The 13,696-nt window shown below is 70.3% G+C and carries 14 protein-coding genes and 1 pseudogene; 11 read left to right on the forward strand and 4 right to left on the reverse strand.

From position 1 onward, the window contains the following. The first annotated feature begins 11 nt into the window (after positions 1-11). The 4 genes from JR065_RS15110 to JR065_RS15125 all read left to right on the forward strand — a co-directional run bounded on the left by JR065_RS15110 (position 12) and on the right by JR065_RS15125 (position 3,202). Positions 12-1,286 (forward strand): pyridoxal phosphate-dependent aminotransferase, encoded by a 1,275-nt coding sequence (locus JR065_RS15110; protein ID WP_206235124.1) that lies wholly within the window; start codon positions 12-14, stop codon positions 1,284-1,286. 96 nt (positions 1,287-1,382) lie between these two features. Continuing rightward, positions 1,383-2,024 (forward strand): SGNH/GDSL hydrolase family protein, encoded by a 642-nt coding sequence (locus JR065_RS15115; protein ID WP_206235125.1) that lies wholly within the window; start codon positions 1,383-1,385, stop codon positions 2,022-2,024. A gap of 64 nt (positions 2,025-2,088) precedes the next feature. Further along, on the forward strand, positions 2,089-2,760 hold the full coding sequence (locus JR065_RS15120) for a class I SAM-dependent methyltransferase (RefSeq protein ID WP_206235126.1): 672 nt from the start codon (positions 2,089-2,091) through the stop codon (positions 2,758-2,760). A 100-nt stretch (positions 2,761-2,860) separates the two neighbouring features. Further along, positions 2,861-3,202, forward strand: a complete 342-nt coding sequence (locus tag JR065_RS15125; protein ID WP_206235127.1) for a hypothetical protein — start codon at positions 2,861-2,863, stop codon at positions 3,200-3,202. A 13-nt stretch (positions 3,203-3,215) separates the two neighbouring features. Here the strand turns inward: JR065_RS15125 and JR065_RS15130 are convergent, their stop codons facing one another. Then, complete coding sequence (locus tag JR065_RS15130; RefSeq protein ID WP_206235128.1) at positions 3,216-4,007, reverse strand: polysaccharide deacetylase family protein; 792 nt, start codon at positions 4,005-4,007, stop codon at positions 3,216-3,218. Positions 4,008-4,052: 45 nt separating this feature from the next. Between JR065_RS15130 and grxD the strand changes: the two genes are divergently transcribed. Next, positions 4,053-4,979, forward strand: coding sequence for a Grx4 family monothiol glutaredoxin (grxD, locus tag JR065_RS15135; RefSeq protein ID WP_206235129.1), 927 nt, complete (start codon positions 4,053-4,055; stop codon positions 4,977-4,979). Between the two features lie 91 nt (positions 4,980-5,070). Continuing rightward, the gene (locus JR065_RS15140) at positions 5,071-5,967 is read left to right on the forward strand and encodes a hypothetical protein (RefSeq protein WP_206235130.1); all 897 of its coding nucleotides are present in this window, start codon (positions 5,071-5,073) and stop codon (positions 5,965-5,967) included. A 75-nt stretch (positions 5,968-6,042) separates the two neighbouring features. Here the strand turns inward: JR065_RS15140 and JR065_RS15145 are convergent, their stop codons facing one another. Continuing rightward, entirely contained in the window at positions 6,043-6,588 is a 546-nt protein-coding gene (locus tag JR065_RS15145) for a DUF924 family protein (protein ID WP_206235131.1), read from the reverse strand. A gap of 162 nt (positions 6,589-6,750) precedes the next feature. On the opposite strand from JR065_RS15145, the gene JR065_RS15150 reads away from it, so the two are divergent. After that, the gene (locus tag JR065_RS15150) at positions 6,751-8,145 is read left to right on the forward strand and encodes an amidohydrolase (protein WP_206235133.1); all 1,395 of its coding nucleotides are present in this window, start codon (positions 6,751-6,753) and stop codon (positions 8,143-8,145) included. After that, positions 8,142-9,455, forward strand: a complete 1,314-nt coding sequence (locus JR065_RS15155) for an amidohydrolase family protein (protein ID WP_206235134.1) — start codon at positions 8,142-8,144, stop codon at positions 9,453-9,455. The genes JR065_RS15150 and JR065_RS15155 overlap by 4 nt, the downstream gene beginning before the upstream one ends. A gap of 464 nt (positions 9,456-9,919) precedes the next feature. Here the strand turns inward: JR065_RS15155 and JR065_RS15160 are convergent, their stop codons facing one another. Together JR065_RS15160 and JR065_RS21890 are read right to left on the reverse strand one after the other, a co-directional pair. After that, a complete protein-coding gene (locus JR065_RS15160) occupies positions 9,920-10,849 on the reverse strand; it encodes a hypothetical protein (protein WP_206235135.1) in 930 nt (309 codons plus the stop codon). Positions 10,850-10,974: 125 nt separating this feature from the next. Beyond that, positions 10,975-11,399 (reverse strand): annotated as a pseudogene (locus JR065_RS21890) (DUF2169 domain-containing protein). Positions 11,400-11,582: 183 nt separating this feature from the next. On the opposite strand from JR065_RS21890, the gene JR065_RS15170 reads away from it, so the two are divergent. From JR065_RS15170 to JR065_RS15180, 3 genes are all read left to right on the forward strand, one after another. Further along, positions 11,583-12,209, forward strand: coding sequence for a 2-hydroxychromene-2-carboxylate isomerase (locus JR065_RS15170; RefSeq protein ID WP_206235137.1), 627 nt, complete (start codon positions 11,583-11,585; stop codon positions 12,207-12,209). A gap of 76 nt (positions 12,210-12,285) precedes the next feature. After that, positions 12,286-13,227 (forward strand): DegV family protein, encoded by a 942-nt coding sequence (locus JR065_RS15175; protein ID WP_206235138.1) that lies wholly within the window; start codon positions 12,286-12,288, stop codon positions 13,225-13,227. A 119-nt stretch (positions 13,228-13,346) separates the two neighbouring features. Next, positions 13,347-13,682: a hypothetical protein gene (locus tag JR065_RS15180; RefSeq protein WP_206235139.1), complete on the forward strand. Its 336-nt coding sequence runs from the start codon at positions 13,347-13,349 to the stop codon at positions 13,680-13,682. Positions 13,683-13,696 lie beyond the last annotated feature (14 nt).

Below are 13,696 nucleotides of genomic sequence, written 5' to 3' on the forward strand. Positions count from 1 at the left end.
CGGCCAATGCGATGCCCACCCCGCCGATTAAGCCGCTCGTGATCCGCGAGCGCCTGTCCGAAGTCCGCTACGAGATCCGCGGCGAACTGGCGCGGCGAGCCCGGGAGCTGGAGGCGCAGGGCCGCAAGCTGATCAAGCTCAACATCGGCAACCCCGGCGCGTTCGGGTTCCGCGCGCCGCAGCACCTGCAGCGCGCGATCGCCGACGACATGGGCCGCACCGATCCCTACACCCACCAGCAGGGCCTGCCGGAAGCGCGCGAGGCCATCGCCGCCGCCTACAGCAAGCGCGGCGCGCCCGACGCGCACCCGGAGCGCATCTTCATCGGCAACGGGGTCAGCGAGCTGATCGACCTGTCGCTGCGCGCGCTGCTCAATCCCGGCGACGAGGTGCTGGTGCCGTCGCCCGACTACCCGCTGTGGTCGGCCGCCACCATCCTCAACGACGGCCGCCCGGTGTACTACCGCTGCGCGCCGGAGAACGGCTTCCAGCCCGACCCGGTGGAGATCGAGACGCTGGTGTCCTCGCGCACCCGCGCCATCGTGCTGATCAACCCCAACAACCCCAGCGGCGCCAGCTATTCGCGCGAACTGCTCGAGCGTATCGTCGCCATCGCGGTCAAGCACAACCTGCTGCTGATGGTCGACGAGATCTACGACCAGGTGCTGTACGACGGCGCCGCGTTCGTGCCGGTCGCGCCGCTGGCCGGCGAGCATCCGTGCCTGACCTTCGGCGGCCTGAGCAAGGTGCACCGCGCCTGCGGCTGGCGCGTGGGCTGGGCGCTGCTGTCCGGCGCCGCCGAGCGCGTCACCGAGTTCCGCAACGCGATGGACCTGCTCGGCGCGCTGCGCCTGTGCGCCAACGTGCCCGGCCAGTACGCGATCGACGCGGCGGTCAACGGCCCGGACACCATCTCGCCGCTGTGCGCGCCGGGCGGGCGCCTGTACGAGACCCGCCGCGCGGTGATCGAGGCCTGCGCCGCCAGCGAGCACCTGTCGCTGGTGCAGCCGGCCGGCGCGCTGTACGCGTTCCCGGCGGTGGTCGGCGCCGCGGCGCGCGGCTTCGACGACCACGACTTCGCGCTGGAGCTGATGAACGACGAAGGCGTGCTGGTGGTGCCGGGCTCCAGCTTCAACGTGCCCTACCGCCACCACTTCCGCGTGACCCTGCTGCCGGAGGCGGCGGTGATGCGCGAGGTGTTCGCGCGCATCGACCGGGTGCTGGCGCGCCGCGCCGAGGCTGCGACCAAGGTCGTGCCGCTGAAGCCGCGCAGCGCGGTGGCTTGAGGGCCGGGACGCGGGAATGGGGAACCGGGAATGGGCAACGCGTGAGCCGGGCCTGCGAGTCCCTGTGATCCGGCTGTCCGCGCCGGTGCCGCACCGATGAGCCACGCCAGCTCCGCCATGTTCCAGCATGCCCCGCTGCGCTACCTGGCGCTGGGCGATTCGTACACGATCGGCGAAGGCGTCGCGGCCAGCGCGCGCTGGCCGATGCAACTGGCCGCGGCGCTGCGCGAGGACGGCATCGCCGTCGCCGACCCGCAGATCGTCGCCACCACCGGCTGGACCACCGACGAGCTGGCGGCCGGCATCGACGCCGCCGCGCCGCAGGGTCCGTTCGCGCTGGTGACGCTGCTGATCGGGGTCAACAACCAGTACCGCGGCCGCGACCTGGACGACTACCGCAAGCAATTCGCCGCGCTGCTGGAACGCGCGATCGGCCATGCCGACGGCCAGCCACGGCGCGTGCTGGCGGTATCGGTCCCGGACTGGGGCGTCACCGCGTTCGCGCGCAGCCCCGAACGCGACCCGCAACGGATCGGCATGCAGATCGACGCCTTCAACGCCGCCGCGCAGGCGATCTGCCGCGACCGCGGCGTGCGTTTCGTCGACATCACCGCGGCCAGCCGCGACCGCGGCGGCGAGGCGGCGATGCTGGCCGCCGACGGGCTGCATCCGTCGGCGGCGATGTACGCGCGCTGGACCGCGCTGCTGTTGCCCGCCGCGCGCGATGCGTTAGCCTAGGCGCCGCACGACGCCACGCCCGCCACGCCAAGGACCGACATTGCGCGACGCCACCATCCAACCCATGAGCCGCCCGCAGGCGCTGGCCATCGCCCGCGCGTTCCTGCCCGCGCACCCGCTGGGCAACCGCTACGACTACTACTACACCCGCACCAAGCTGCGCACCGACCCGCTGTACCCGGGCGTGCTGGCCGCGCTGCGCGGCAGCGACGCGCCGGTGATGGACCTGGGCTGCGGCCTGGGCCTGCTGGCGCATGCGCTGCGCGCCGACGGCCAGGCGCAGGCCTACCACGGCGTGGACATCGACGCGGCCAAGATCCGCCGCGCGATCCACATCGCGCAGCGCAGCGGCCTGCACGCGACCCGCTTCGACGTGGTCGACCTGGGCCAGTCCTGGCCCGAGCACCATGGCAGCGTCGCCATCCTCGACGTGCTGCAGTACCTGGACGGCGACATGCAGGCCAGCCTGATCCGCAGCGTGGCGACGATGCTCTCGCCCGGCGCCAAGCTGGTGATCCGCAGCGGCCTGGGCGACGACAGCGGCCGCGGCCGCACCAGCCGCGTCACCGACGTGCTCGCGCACCTGGCCGGCTGGATGCAGGAAGTGCCCAAGTGCTACCCCACCCGCGACAGCCTGGAGCGGCAGCTCGCCGACGCCGGGCTGCAGGCCACGTTCGCGCCGCTGTACGGCAACACGCCGTTCAACAACTGGCTGATCGTCGCCACCCGGCGCTGAGCGCACCACCGCGGCGGCGCCGACGCGCCGCGACCTTCGCCGCCTTCGCCCACAGTGGCGCGCCGCCGCGCGCCATCTCCCGTCCCATCGGAATCGCAACATGCACATCGCTTCGGAAAAAAAGTACTCGGGCCTGGGCATCGGCGCGTTCGCGGTCAGCCTGATCGCCGGCGCGTTCATGCTCGCCCTGATCGTGCTGTCGGCGTTCCTGGTCAACTACGTGCCGGGCAGCCTCGACGAAGAAGCGCCCAGCGCGATGCTGATCGGGCTGCTGATGTTCGCGGCCATCATCGGCGAACTGGCCGCCGCGGCGATGGGCGTCGGCAGCCTGTTCCAGCGCGACCGCAAGAAGCTGTACGGCGTGCTCGGGCTGGTGTTCTCGGTGAGCGGCCTGCTCGGCATCCTGGCGCTGATCGCGTTCGGCCTGAGCCGCGGCGCGTAGCGCCGCCGCCGGGTCAGTCCGGCAGCGTCGCGGTCAGGCCGCGCGCCTGCATCGCGTCCAGCACGCCGGCCAGGATCGCCGGGTTGTGCCCGTGCGCGGCGCCCTCGTGCAGCAGCACGATCGCCCCGGGGCGCAGGTCGCGCGCGATGCGCGCCACGGTCGCCTCCGGATCGCAGGCCACGCCGTCGAAGCCGCGCGCGCTCCATGCCACCCGGGTCAGGCGGTGCGCGCGCAGCGGCGCGGCGACGAAGGGATTGGTCATGCCCACCACCGAGCGGTACCAGCGCGGCGCGGTGCCGGCGACCGCGGCCAGCGCCTGCTGCGCCTGGCCGATCTCGCGCGCCATGCGCCTGGGCCCCAGCGCCCAGAACCAGGCCTGCGGATGGGTGTGGCTGTGGTTGCCGACGCCATGGCCGCGGCGCACGATCTCGCGCACCAGCTCCGGCCGCGCCGCGGCGCGTTCGCCGACCAGGAAGAAGGTGGCGCGCGCGCCATGGCGCTCGAGCAGCGCCAGCATCGCCGCGGTGTCGTCGGAGGGGCCGTCGTCGATGGTCAGCCATACCTGCGGCGCGGTACCGGGCAAGCGGTCGAGCACTGGCGCGTACAGCCGCGCGCGCGGCAGGAACACCGGCAGCACGAACGCCGCATGCGAGGCCAGCAGCGCCGGCAGCCCGATCCGCCAGCCCCAGGCCCACCAGGCCAGCGCCACCAGCGCCTGCGAGGCCAGCGCCCAGCCCAGCCAGCGGTGGGGGTGTCGGGGGATGCGATGCAGCGTTTCCACGGCGGTCATGCCCCATGATGCCATGCGGCGTAGAATGGGCGGTCCGACCAAGCGACCCCGACCCCAGCCATGTCCCTCGATCCTGCCCTGCGTTCCCGCATCGAATCGCTGCTCGGCGCCAACCGCGTCGTGCTGTTCATGAAAGGCCAGCCGACCATGCCGCAGTGCGGCTTCTCCGCCAAGGCGGTGGGTGCGCTGAACGACCTGGGCGTGGAATACGCGCACGTCAACGTGCTCGCCGACCAGGACATCCGCGAAGGCATCAAGGCTTACGGCGACTGGCCGACGATCCCGCAGCTGTACGTGGACGGCGAACTGGTCGGCGGCAGCGACATCATCCTGCAGATGGCCGGCAGCGGCGAGCTGAGCGAACTGCTCGGCGTGCAGCCGCCGGACCGCACCCCGCCGTCGATCACCATCACCGATGCCGCGGCGCAGATGCTGCGCGGCGCGCTGGCCGACGCCCCGGGCGCGACCCTGGCGCTGGCGATCGACGCGCAGTTCCAGCCCAACTTCCAGCTCGCCCCGACCGACGCCAACGCGATCGCCGCCGAGTCCAACGGCCTGCGCGTGCAGTTCGACCTGGCCAGCGCGCGCCGCGCCGAGGGCATCACCATCGACTGGGTCGACGACATCCGCGGCCGCGGCCTGGCGATCGACAACCCGAACGCGCCCAAGCCGGTGCAGGACCTGAGCGTGCGCGATGCCGACGACCAGGCCCGCGCCGGCAGCGTGACCCTGGTGGACGTGCGTCCGCCGGAGGAACGCGCCATCGCCTCGGTGAACGTGCCGTTCCGGACCCTGGACGGCGACGAGCGCGCGCAGCTGGAGGCGCTGCCGAAGGACACCGCGCTGGCGTTCCTGTGCCATCGCGGCGGGCGCAGCGCGCAGGCGGCCGAGCAGTTCCGCGCGCTGGGCTTCACCCGCGTCTACAACGTGGTCGGCGGCATCGACGCGTGGGCCGACGAAGTGGACAGCGGCGTGGCGAAGTACTGAGCCGAGCGCTGGCAGCGGCAAGGCATGCGGGCGGGCGATCCGGACGGGTCGCCCGCCTTTTCTTTGGTTGTTTCCCGGGGAGCGAGAACACATGGCACGCGGGCTGAAACGATGGACGCTGGTCCTGCTGGGCATGACCGCCGGCGCGGCAGTGTGGGCCGCCACTGCACAACCGTCGCCGCCGCAGGCAGTGGTCTACGTGGCCCCGGTGGAGGACGGCTCGCCGGTGATGGCCTACGTGCCGGTGCGCAATGCACCGTCGGACGAAACCCAGTTGGCCGGCTGGCGCCTGCTGAACAAGCCGATGCAGGTCTTCGCCGACGGCCGGCGCGAAGGCGCGGCGACGCCGCTGGCGTTCTCGGTCGACGACGACACCATGTGCGGCGGCGACCTGCGCCTGCGCGTGAAACCCGCCGGAGGCGCCGCGCTGGCCGACGACGCGCTGCTGGCCTCGTTCGACCTCAACCCCGGCGACCGCTTCAACCGCCATGCCGCCGACGCCGCCCAGCGCCGCGACCTGCTGCAGGTGCTCGGCCGCGACGCCACGCTGCGCAAGCAGCTGCCGGCGGCCGCGCTGAAGCGCCTGCTGGCGCGCCTGGCCACCACGCCGGACAACGACGAACAGCGCCTGGCGGTGTTCCGCGATGCGCAGCGTCCCGGCCGCGACGTGGCGCTGCTGACCGCCCACGCCAGCGAGGACGACCCGGCAGCCGCCGGCGACGGATCCTCGACCACGCTGACCAGCGTGCTGGCGGTGTTCGAGCGCGGCGAGGACGGCTGGCGCGCGGCGCGGGTGGTCGCGCACCACAGCTGCGACGACTGCGAGGGGCGCCAGGACAGCTACGACCTGCTGCAGTTCGCCGACGTCGACGCCGACGGCAACGTCGATTTCCTGATCAGTCACTTCGGCTACGAGAGCTACGGCTACTCGCTGCTGCACCGGGTCGGCGGCGCCTGGCGCACCGACGAACTGCCCGGCGGCTGCTGAGCGCCGCCGCGCGCCGGCGCGTGCGCCCGGCAGCGGCCGGCGGCAGGGCCGGCGAACGCCGGTCGGGAGCGTCCGTCAGCCGGCGAAGCCGCCCTCGTCCAGGTAGCGCCGTTCCTCGGCCGTCGTGGGCCGTCCCAGCACCGCGTTGCGGTGCGGGAAGCGCCCGAAACGGCGGATGAGGTCCTCGTGCAGCAGCGCCCAGCGCAGGCTCTCCGCATCGCCCAGCGCGCCGAACAGCTCGACCGAACGGCGCTGCAGCGCCGCGTCCTCGGCGTGCTCGAACGGCAGATAGAAGAACATCCGTAGCGCCGGGTCCACCTGCCGGTCGTAGCCGGCGTCCAGCGCCTGCGTGGCACGGTGCACCGCCAGGCCGTCGGTGGCGTAGGCGTGGGCGCTGCCGCGGAATGCGTTGCGCGGCACCTGGTCCAGCAGCAGCACCAGCGCCAGCGCGCTGTCGGCGCGGTCCATCCAGTCGGCGTGCTCGCCGCGCGCCGCGGCATGATGGACCTCCAGGAAGTGCTGGCGCACGTTCGCGTCGAACGACTCGTTGGCGGCGAACCAGCGCTCGGCGCCGGCGGCTTGCCAGAAGGTGAGCAGTTCCTGGTGCAGGGCGGTCTTCATCGGCGATCCCGTGGTGGCATGGCTGCACGCTATACCGCTTGCGCCGTCAGCGTGCGGTGCACGCCGCCGCCGCCGGACCATGACCTGTGGACCATTGCGCCGGTGCCCCGTTCGCGTTTACGGTCGGCGCTGCAAGCGCCACACCACACCGGGGAAAAACCAATGCGTCATCTGCTGCTCGCCTATCTGGGCGTGTCGCTGTGCGGCCCTGCCGCCGCCGCGTCGCGCTTCGTCGAAGATCCGTATCCCAGCACCTACCGCGCGCTGCCGTCCACGCCGCTGCTGATCGAGCACGCCACCGTGCTCACCGGCACCGGCGAGCGCCTGGACGACGCCGACGTGCTGCTACAGGACGGCCGCGTGCAGGCGGTGGGCCGCGCGCTGTCCGCGCCGGCCGGCGCCACCCGCGTCGACGGCCGCGGCAAGTGGGTCACCCCGGGCATCATCGACGTGCACTCGCACCTGGGCGTCTACCCCAGCCCCGGGGTCAGCGCGCACAGCGACGGCAACGAGATGACCGCGCCGGTCACCCCGAACGTATGGGCCGAGCATTCGGTGTGGCCGCAGGACCCGGGCTTCGGCACCGCGCTGGCCGGCGGCGTCACCGCGCTGCAGGTGCTGCCCGGCTCGGCCAACCTGGTCGGCGGCCGCGGCGTCACCCTGAAGAACGTGCCCGCCACCACCTACCAGGCGATGAAGTTCCCCGGCGCGCCGTGGGGGCTGAAGATGGCCTGCGGCGAGAACCCCAAGCGCGTCTACGGGCAGAAGGGCGGCCCGGCCACGCGCATGGGCAACGTCGCCGGCTACCGCGCCGCGTTCATCGACGCCAGCGAATACCTGAAGAAGAACGCGCCGAAGAAGTCGCAGGAGAAGCGCCGCTGGTGGAGCCGCGGCGGCGACAACGACAGCTCCGGCGACAGCGGCGGCAAGCGCGACCTGAAGCTGGACACGCTGGCCGGCGCCATCCAGGGCGACATCCGCGTGCACATCCACTGCTACCGCGCCGACGAGATGGCCACGATGCTCGACCTGGCCAAGGAATTCGGCTTCAAGGTCGCCGCCTTCCACCACGGCGTGGAGGCCTACAAGCTGGCCGACCGCCTGGCGCAGGATGGCGTGTGCGGCGCGCTGTGGGCCGACTGGTGGGGCTTCAAGATGGAGGCCTTCGACGGCATCCAGGAGAACATCGCCCTGGTCGACCGCCCGGCCAACGGCTGCGCGATCGTGCATTCGGATTCGGAGGAAGGCATCCAGCGGCTCAACCAGGAAGCGGCCAAGGCCGTCGCCGCCGGGCGCCGTGCCGGCATCGACGTCCCGCCCGAGCGCGCGATCCGCTGGGTGACCAGCAACGCCGCCAAGGCGCTGGGCATCGACCAGCAGACCGGTACGCTGGAAGCGGGCAAGATGGCCGACGTGGTGCTGTGGAACGGCAACCCGTTCAGCTCCTACGCGCTGGCCGAGAAGGTCTACATCGACGGCGCCCAGGTCTACGACCGCGCCGACCGCCGCCTGCAACCCCGATCCGACTTCATGCTCGGCCAGGAGGCTGCGCCATGAGCCGCGCCGTCCGTTCGCGCAGCTGCACGCGCCCCTCCGCGCGCGCGCCGCTCGCCCGGCGCCTGCTCCTGGCCGCGTGCCTGGCGCTGGGCGCCACCCCGGCGTTGGCCCAGGACGTGCTGATCCGCGGCGCCACCGTGCATACCGCTGGCGCACGCGGCACGCTGCGCGACGCCGATGTGCTGGTCCAAGGCGGCACCATCCGCGCGGTCGGCCCCGGCCTGGCCGCGCCGGCCGGGGTGGCCGTGGTCGAGGCGCGCGGCCGGCCGCTGACCCCGGCGCTGTTCGGCGGCATCACCGAGATCGGCATCGAGGAGGTTTCCGGCGAATCGTCCACCGTGGACAGCGCGCTGACCCTGCCGCAGGACCAGCCGATGCGTCCGGAGTTCGACGTGAGCCTGGCCTACAACCCCGAATCGGTGCTGATTCCGGTCGCGCGCGTGGAAGGCATCGGCTTCACCGCGCTCGGCGCCAGCACCGGCGGCGCGTTCATCGCCGGCCAGGGCGGGGTGATGCGCCTGGACGGCAGCGCCGACCCGATCGGCCCGCGCGCGCTGTACGTGCACCTGGGCAGCGAAGCCAGCGACCTCAGCGGCAAGTCGCGCGCCGCGCAGTGGATGCTGCTCGACCAGCTGGTGGACGAAGCGCGCGGCCGCATGCCGGCCGATTCGCCGCACGCGCTGCTGACCCCGGCCGGACGCGCGGTGCTGGCGCGCTACCTGGCCGGCCAGGGCCGCATCGTGGTGTCGGTGAACCGCGCCGCCGACATCCGCCAGCTGCTGCGTTGGGCGCAGCGCGAGAAGGTGCGCATCGCCATCGCCGGCGGCGCCGAAGCCTGGAAGCTCGCCCCGCAGCTGGCCGCCGCGCAGGTGCCGGTGTTCGTCAATGCGCTGGACGACCTGCCGGGCAGCTTCGACCAGATCGGCGCCACCCTGGAGAACGCCGCGCGCCTGCATGCCGCCGGCGTGGCGGTGAGCTTCACCCAGGGCGGCGACGGCTCGCACAACGCGCGCAAGCAGCGCCAGCTGGCCGGCAATGCGGTCGCCCATGGCCTGCCCTGGGACGACGCCCTGGCCGGCCTGACCCGCGTACCGGCCGAAGCGCTGGGCGTGGGCGAGCGCCTGGGCAGCATCGCCCCGGGCAGGCTCGCCGACCTGGTGCTGTGGGAGGGCGATCCGCTGGACGTGGGCCACTACGCCGAGCAGATCTGGCTGGGCGGCCGCGCAGTGCCGATGCGCTCGCGGCAGACCGAACTACGCGACCGCTACCTGCGCCAGGCCGGGCCGATGCCGCGCGCGTACACGCAATAGTTTTTCGAAACACGTCGATCCGCACCACGAAGGCGCTGCCGCAGTCCGGCAGCGCCTTCGTGCTGGAGCGCCTCCGTCGCGACGCGCGCCGGAACGGTGACCGGGCCCCGACACTTCGCGCCACGCGCGCAAGGCGCAAGCGACGCGGTAGCGGCGGCGTCCGGCGCCTCGGACCGTCGCTCGCGGCAGCCGCCGTGGCTGTGCGTCCTGCGCTGAGTTGGCGTCGATGGTCGCGCTGATCCTGGCCCAGCCGTTGCCGCGCACCGCTTCGAACCCGACTTCCACCGCATGCAGGTACAGCGCGTCGTGTAGCCGTCCTGCGCGCGGTTGGCCTGCAGCCAGTCGTGGGCGAGCTTGACGTCGAGGACGCTGACTTCTTCGGCGTGTGGGTCTACCAGGAACGAAAGTTCGGCGTTCAATTCAGAACAACGCCGAAGGGCTATCCCCGAGCAGGGGCGATAATTTCACCCTCGCTTACGCGAAATTTTCTTCATGTTGTCAGGGCAAATGATTTCCTCCCAGTGAGCCCCGTCAAATCGCAGTATCTGATCGTTGCCAATGGACCATAGATAATTGCCACACGTCCGAAGGCGATAACCCTCCACTTTTTTCACGCCGGGGATGGCCAGTTTTTTCACCCGATCGTCCTCTATGACGCCTATTCCATCGAATCCGGCAACATAAAGTACATCTTTAAAGGAAACAGCCCCCCATAGCTCCTCGATTTCATCATTCCGGATAACTTTCCAACAATCCTTGGATCCGACCAACACCACCCCATCTTCGCCACAGGCGATGTACTTGTCCTGATCGAACGTCCCCACTTCATTCAGATCGACGTTCGTCGGACTGTCGCATCGTCTCCAGAGCGAGCCATCAAAAAACCATATCTCGCCGGCACTGCCAACGGCATGAATGTCACTTCTGGAATGGCCCGCCATGGATTCCAGGCTTATGCCATCTTTCTTCCCGGTATAGAGCAGCCCCTGGTCCATGTGCGCCCATATTCCATTGCTTCGACGATACACCTGCCGGTTATAGCCACAGGCGTACAGTTCCCCGTCGATAACGGTGATCTTGTTCATATGACCTAATTTCTTGCCGCCGGTCCCTGCGTCAGCGATCAACTCAGAGGAGTTCTCCCCCTGGGTGATCTCAACCACTTCTCCGCGCTTTCCGAGAATCCACCATGCTCGATATTCGCCATGCATCAAATAGGTGATTGAGCGGCTGTCAAAGTCGAATTTTTGCTGCCCCCATTGTCCGTCGCGGGTCGTATAGAGCGTGGTGTACTCCGTGTCCTTGCCCTTGAGTGCATATGGAAAGGCTACTACGCCCAGGAGTCCCTTGGTGGGAGTGAATCCATCAATGAAATAATGCCTGGATGATGCCATGGTTGCTCCTTGTCCAAATGTGACTTTGGCAATTGTTGAGAAGTTTCCCGAGTCCCTCTTCCGGCGCTGTCAGCACGTAGGTTCGTGGCATCGCTGATATTGGGGTTTTCGAAGGAACCGTCGATCTATCGGTCCGCTGGCGATAAGCATCCAACTGGGACCGTGTACATTTCGGGTCGCATCGTAATGCATATTGCGTCGTGCGGACGGGAGACGCGCCAGGTCAACTGCACCTGGAGCGCGTCTGTGTCGATCAACAAGGTGTCGATCACCGCCTGCACCATCTCATGACCGCCTTTTTTCAGAAGAAAGAAGGTCACCGGCACGTCCATTTCGGGGATGCGAAAGCCCGCGCGCTCCTAGGCGTGAGGTTGAGCAGCAGCACATCCTCGCCGCCACGCAGGCAAGGAATCTGCTGATCGTCAGGCGCAGCCTGAAAGTAGCGGTTGTCGAAATCCTGCGGCAGAAACGGGAAGCAGCGGCCAACCAGGCATCGTCGCAAGTACCGGCGAAGCGAGCGCATTGCGGCCAGTTGCGGCCAGTTGTGCATCGCCCATCAGTTCCACCGCCCTGGCGAGACGCGCGCTTGGGCGTTGTCTATGCCAGCGTCCACCGCCGCCGTCGCCGCGCGCGACGTATCCGCGATCGAATCGCGATGCAGCATGTCCGGCACGGGCGACACGGCGGCGAGGCCGCGGGTAAGCTGGCGCGATTTCCGCTGTGGGAGCGTACGATGACGCTGCGCTGGTACTTCGATTTCATCTCGCCGTTCTCCTACCTGCACTGGCAGAAACTGCAGCGCCTGCCGCAGGCCGCGCGGATCGTGCCGGTGCCGATCGTGTTCGGCGCGGTGCTGCAGCAGCTGGGCACGCGCGGGCCGGCGGAGATCCCGCACAAGCGGGTGTTCACCTACCAGCACGTGCAATGGCAGGCGCAGCAGGAGCAGGTGACGCTGCGCTTCCCGCCCGCGCACCCGTTCAACCCGCTGCCGGCGGCGCGGCTGTGCATCGCCGCCGGCACCACGCCCGCGGCGATCGAAGCGATCTTCAACTGGCTGTGGCGCGACGGCCGTGCCGGCGACGACGCGGCGGCCCTGGCGCCGGTCGCGCAGGCGCTTGGTGTGCACGACGCCGCCGCGGCGCTGGCCGATCCGCAGGTCAAGGCGCAGTTGCGCGCCAATACCGAGCAGGCGCTGGCCGCCGGCGTGTTCGGCGTGCCGACGCTGCAGATCGATGCGGCGCTGTTCTGGGGCAACGACGCGCACGGCCTGATGCAGGCGGTGCTGGACGACCCGCGGATGCTGCAACGCGGCGAGATGCAACGGCTGGCGGCGCTGCCGGAAGGCGTGCGCCGCAGCTGACCGGCGGTCGTGCCGCACCCGCGCTTGTGCGCTAGGCTAGCGGACTAGATCGACTCGCAACGCCGGAGGGGGCCAGATGCGTATCGGGATCGTGGTGGATTCTGCCTGCGACGTGCCGCAGGACTTCATCGAGCGCCACAACATCGTGCTGCTGCCGATCAGCGTGCGCATCGGCGACGCCTTGCTGGCCGACCACCGCAACGAGCAGGCCACGCTGAGCTTCCTGCACGCCCACGTGGCCGAGCATGGCGCCGAGGCGGAGACGATCCCGTTCACCGTGGCGCAGATCCGCGAGCTGTTCCTGAGCCGGCTGGTGATCGACTACGACCACGTGTTCTGCATGACCATCACCAAGACCCGCAGCCCGATCCACGAGCATGCGATGCAGGCCAGCTTCGCCATCCTCAACGACTACAAGCCGATCCGCCAGGCCGCCGGGCACGCCTCGCCGTTCGCGCTGCGGGTGATCGATACGCAGAACCTGTTCGCCGCGCAGGCGGTGACCGCGGTGGAAGCGGTCCGCCTGCGCGCGGCCGGCGCCAGCGTGCAGGCCATCCGCGAGCGGCTGGAAGCGCTGGCCGGCAACGTGCACGGCTACATGATCACCCGCGACCTGTACTACATGCGCGCACGCGCGCGCAGCAAGGGCGATCGCAGCGTGGGGCTGCTGAGCGCGGCGCTGGGCACCGCGCTGGACATCAAGCCGGTGCTGCACGGCTACCGCGGCGAAACCGCGCCGGTGGCCAAGATCAAGGGGTTCGACGCCGCGGTGCAGCGGCTGTTCGCGTTCACCGGCAAGCGCGTGGCCGCCGGGCTGATGGCGCCGACGCTGTGCCTGAGCTACGGCGGCGAACTGGCCGACCTGCGCGCCCTGCCCGGCTATGCCGAGCTGCGCCAGGTCTGTCAGGCGCATGGCGTGGAAGTGTTCGAGAGCGTGATGAGCCTGACCGGCATGGTCAACGTCGGCAAGGGCGCGATCACCCTGGGCTTCGCCGACGGACCGCACGATTTCGCCTAGGCGCCGGCGACCCGTTTGCGCCTCGCGCCACGCCAGCGGCGGCAAGCGCTGGCGCACGTAGACGAACCGCTCACGACGCGGCCTGCTAGGCTGCGCCGCATCCGACCGGAGAACTCCCGATGCCCCAGTATTCGATCAGCCTGCCCGACCCGTTGCGCGCACGCGGCAGCGAGCCGTCGCTGAGCTTCAACGCGCACGGCGCCGACGCGTTCGCCGAACAGTTGCAGGCCGCGCTGAGCGCGCCGGCGTTCTTCGAGCGCTGGCGCGCGCTGCAGCCGGACCCGGACGAAGTGGACCCGGCGCTGGGTATCACCGATCCTGGCGCGACCGTGTCCGGCAAGCAGAGCGACCTGCGCATCGACCTGCTCGCCACCACCAGCATTCCCGGCGACATCCTCAAGCAGCGCATGCGCCTGCTCGCCGGCAGCGGCTGGGAACTGCGCAACGTGCGCTGAGCGCATCGCCGCCG

The sequence above is a fragment of the Xanthomonas sp. genome (assembly GCF_017163755.1).
Lineage (GTDB): Bacteria > Pseudomonadota > Gammaproteobacteria > Xanthomonadales > Xanthomonadaceae > Xanthomonas_A.

Excerpts from the sequence above, each read along its gene's own strand:
- JR065_RS15140 (WP_206235130.1), top strand. The coding sequence starts at position 5,071 with ATGGCACGCGGGCTGAAACGATGGACGCTGGTCCTGCTGGGCATGACC.
- JR065_RS15115 (WP_206235125.1), top strand. The coding sequence starts at position 1,383 with ATGAGCCACGCCAGCTCCGCCATGTTCCAGCATGCCCCGCTGCGCTAC.
- JR065_RS15125 (WP_206235127.1), top strand. The coding sequence starts at position 2,861 with ATGCACATCGCTTCGGAAAAAAAGTACTCGGGCCTGGGCATCGGCGCG.
- JR065_RS15155 (WP_206235134.1), top strand. The coding sequence starts at position 8,142 with ATGAGCCGCGCCGTCCGTTCGCGCAGCTGCACGCGCCCCTCCGCGCGC.
- JR065_RS15160 (WP_206235135.1), bottom strand. The coding sequence starts at position 10,849 with ATGGCATCATCCAGGCATTATTTCATTGATGGATTCACTCCCACCAAG.
- JR065_RS15120 (WP_206235126.1), top strand. The coding sequence starts at position 2,089 with ATGAGCCGCCCGCAGGCGCTGGCCATCGCCCGCGCGTTCCTGCCCGCG.
- JR065_RS15145 (WP_206235131.1), bottom strand. The coding sequence starts at position 6,588 with ATGAAGACCGCCCTGCACCAGGAACTGCTCACCTTCTGGCAAGCCGCC.
- grxD (WP_206235129.1), top strand. The coding sequence starts at position 4,053 with ATGTCCCTCGATCCTGCCCTGCGTTCCCGCATCGAATCGCTGCTCGGC.
- JR065_RS15170 (WP_206235137.1), top strand. The coding sequence starts at position 11,583 with ATGACGCTGCGCTGGTACTTCGATTTCATCTCGCCGTTCTCCTACCTG.
- JR065_RS15150 (WP_206235133.1), top strand. The coding sequence starts at position 6,751 with ATGCGTCATCTGCTGCTCGCCTATCTGGGCGTGTCGCTGTGCGGCCCT.
- JR065_RS15130 (WP_206235128.1), bottom strand. The coding sequence starts at position 4,007 with ATGGCATCATGGGGCATGACCGCCGTGGAAACGCTGCATCGCATCCCC.
- JR065_RS15110 (WP_206235124.1), top strand. The coding sequence starts at position 12 with ATGCCCACCCCGCCGATTAAGCCGCTCGTGATCCGCGAGCGCCTGTCC.
- JR065_RS15180 (WP_206235139.1), top strand. The coding sequence starts at position 13,347 with ATGCCCCAGTATTCGATCAGCCTGCCCGACCCGTTGCGCGCACGCGGC.
- JR065_RS15175 (WP_206235138.1), top strand. The coding sequence starts at position 12,286 with ATGCGTATCGGGATCGTGGTGGATTCTGCCTGCGACGTGCCGCAGGAC.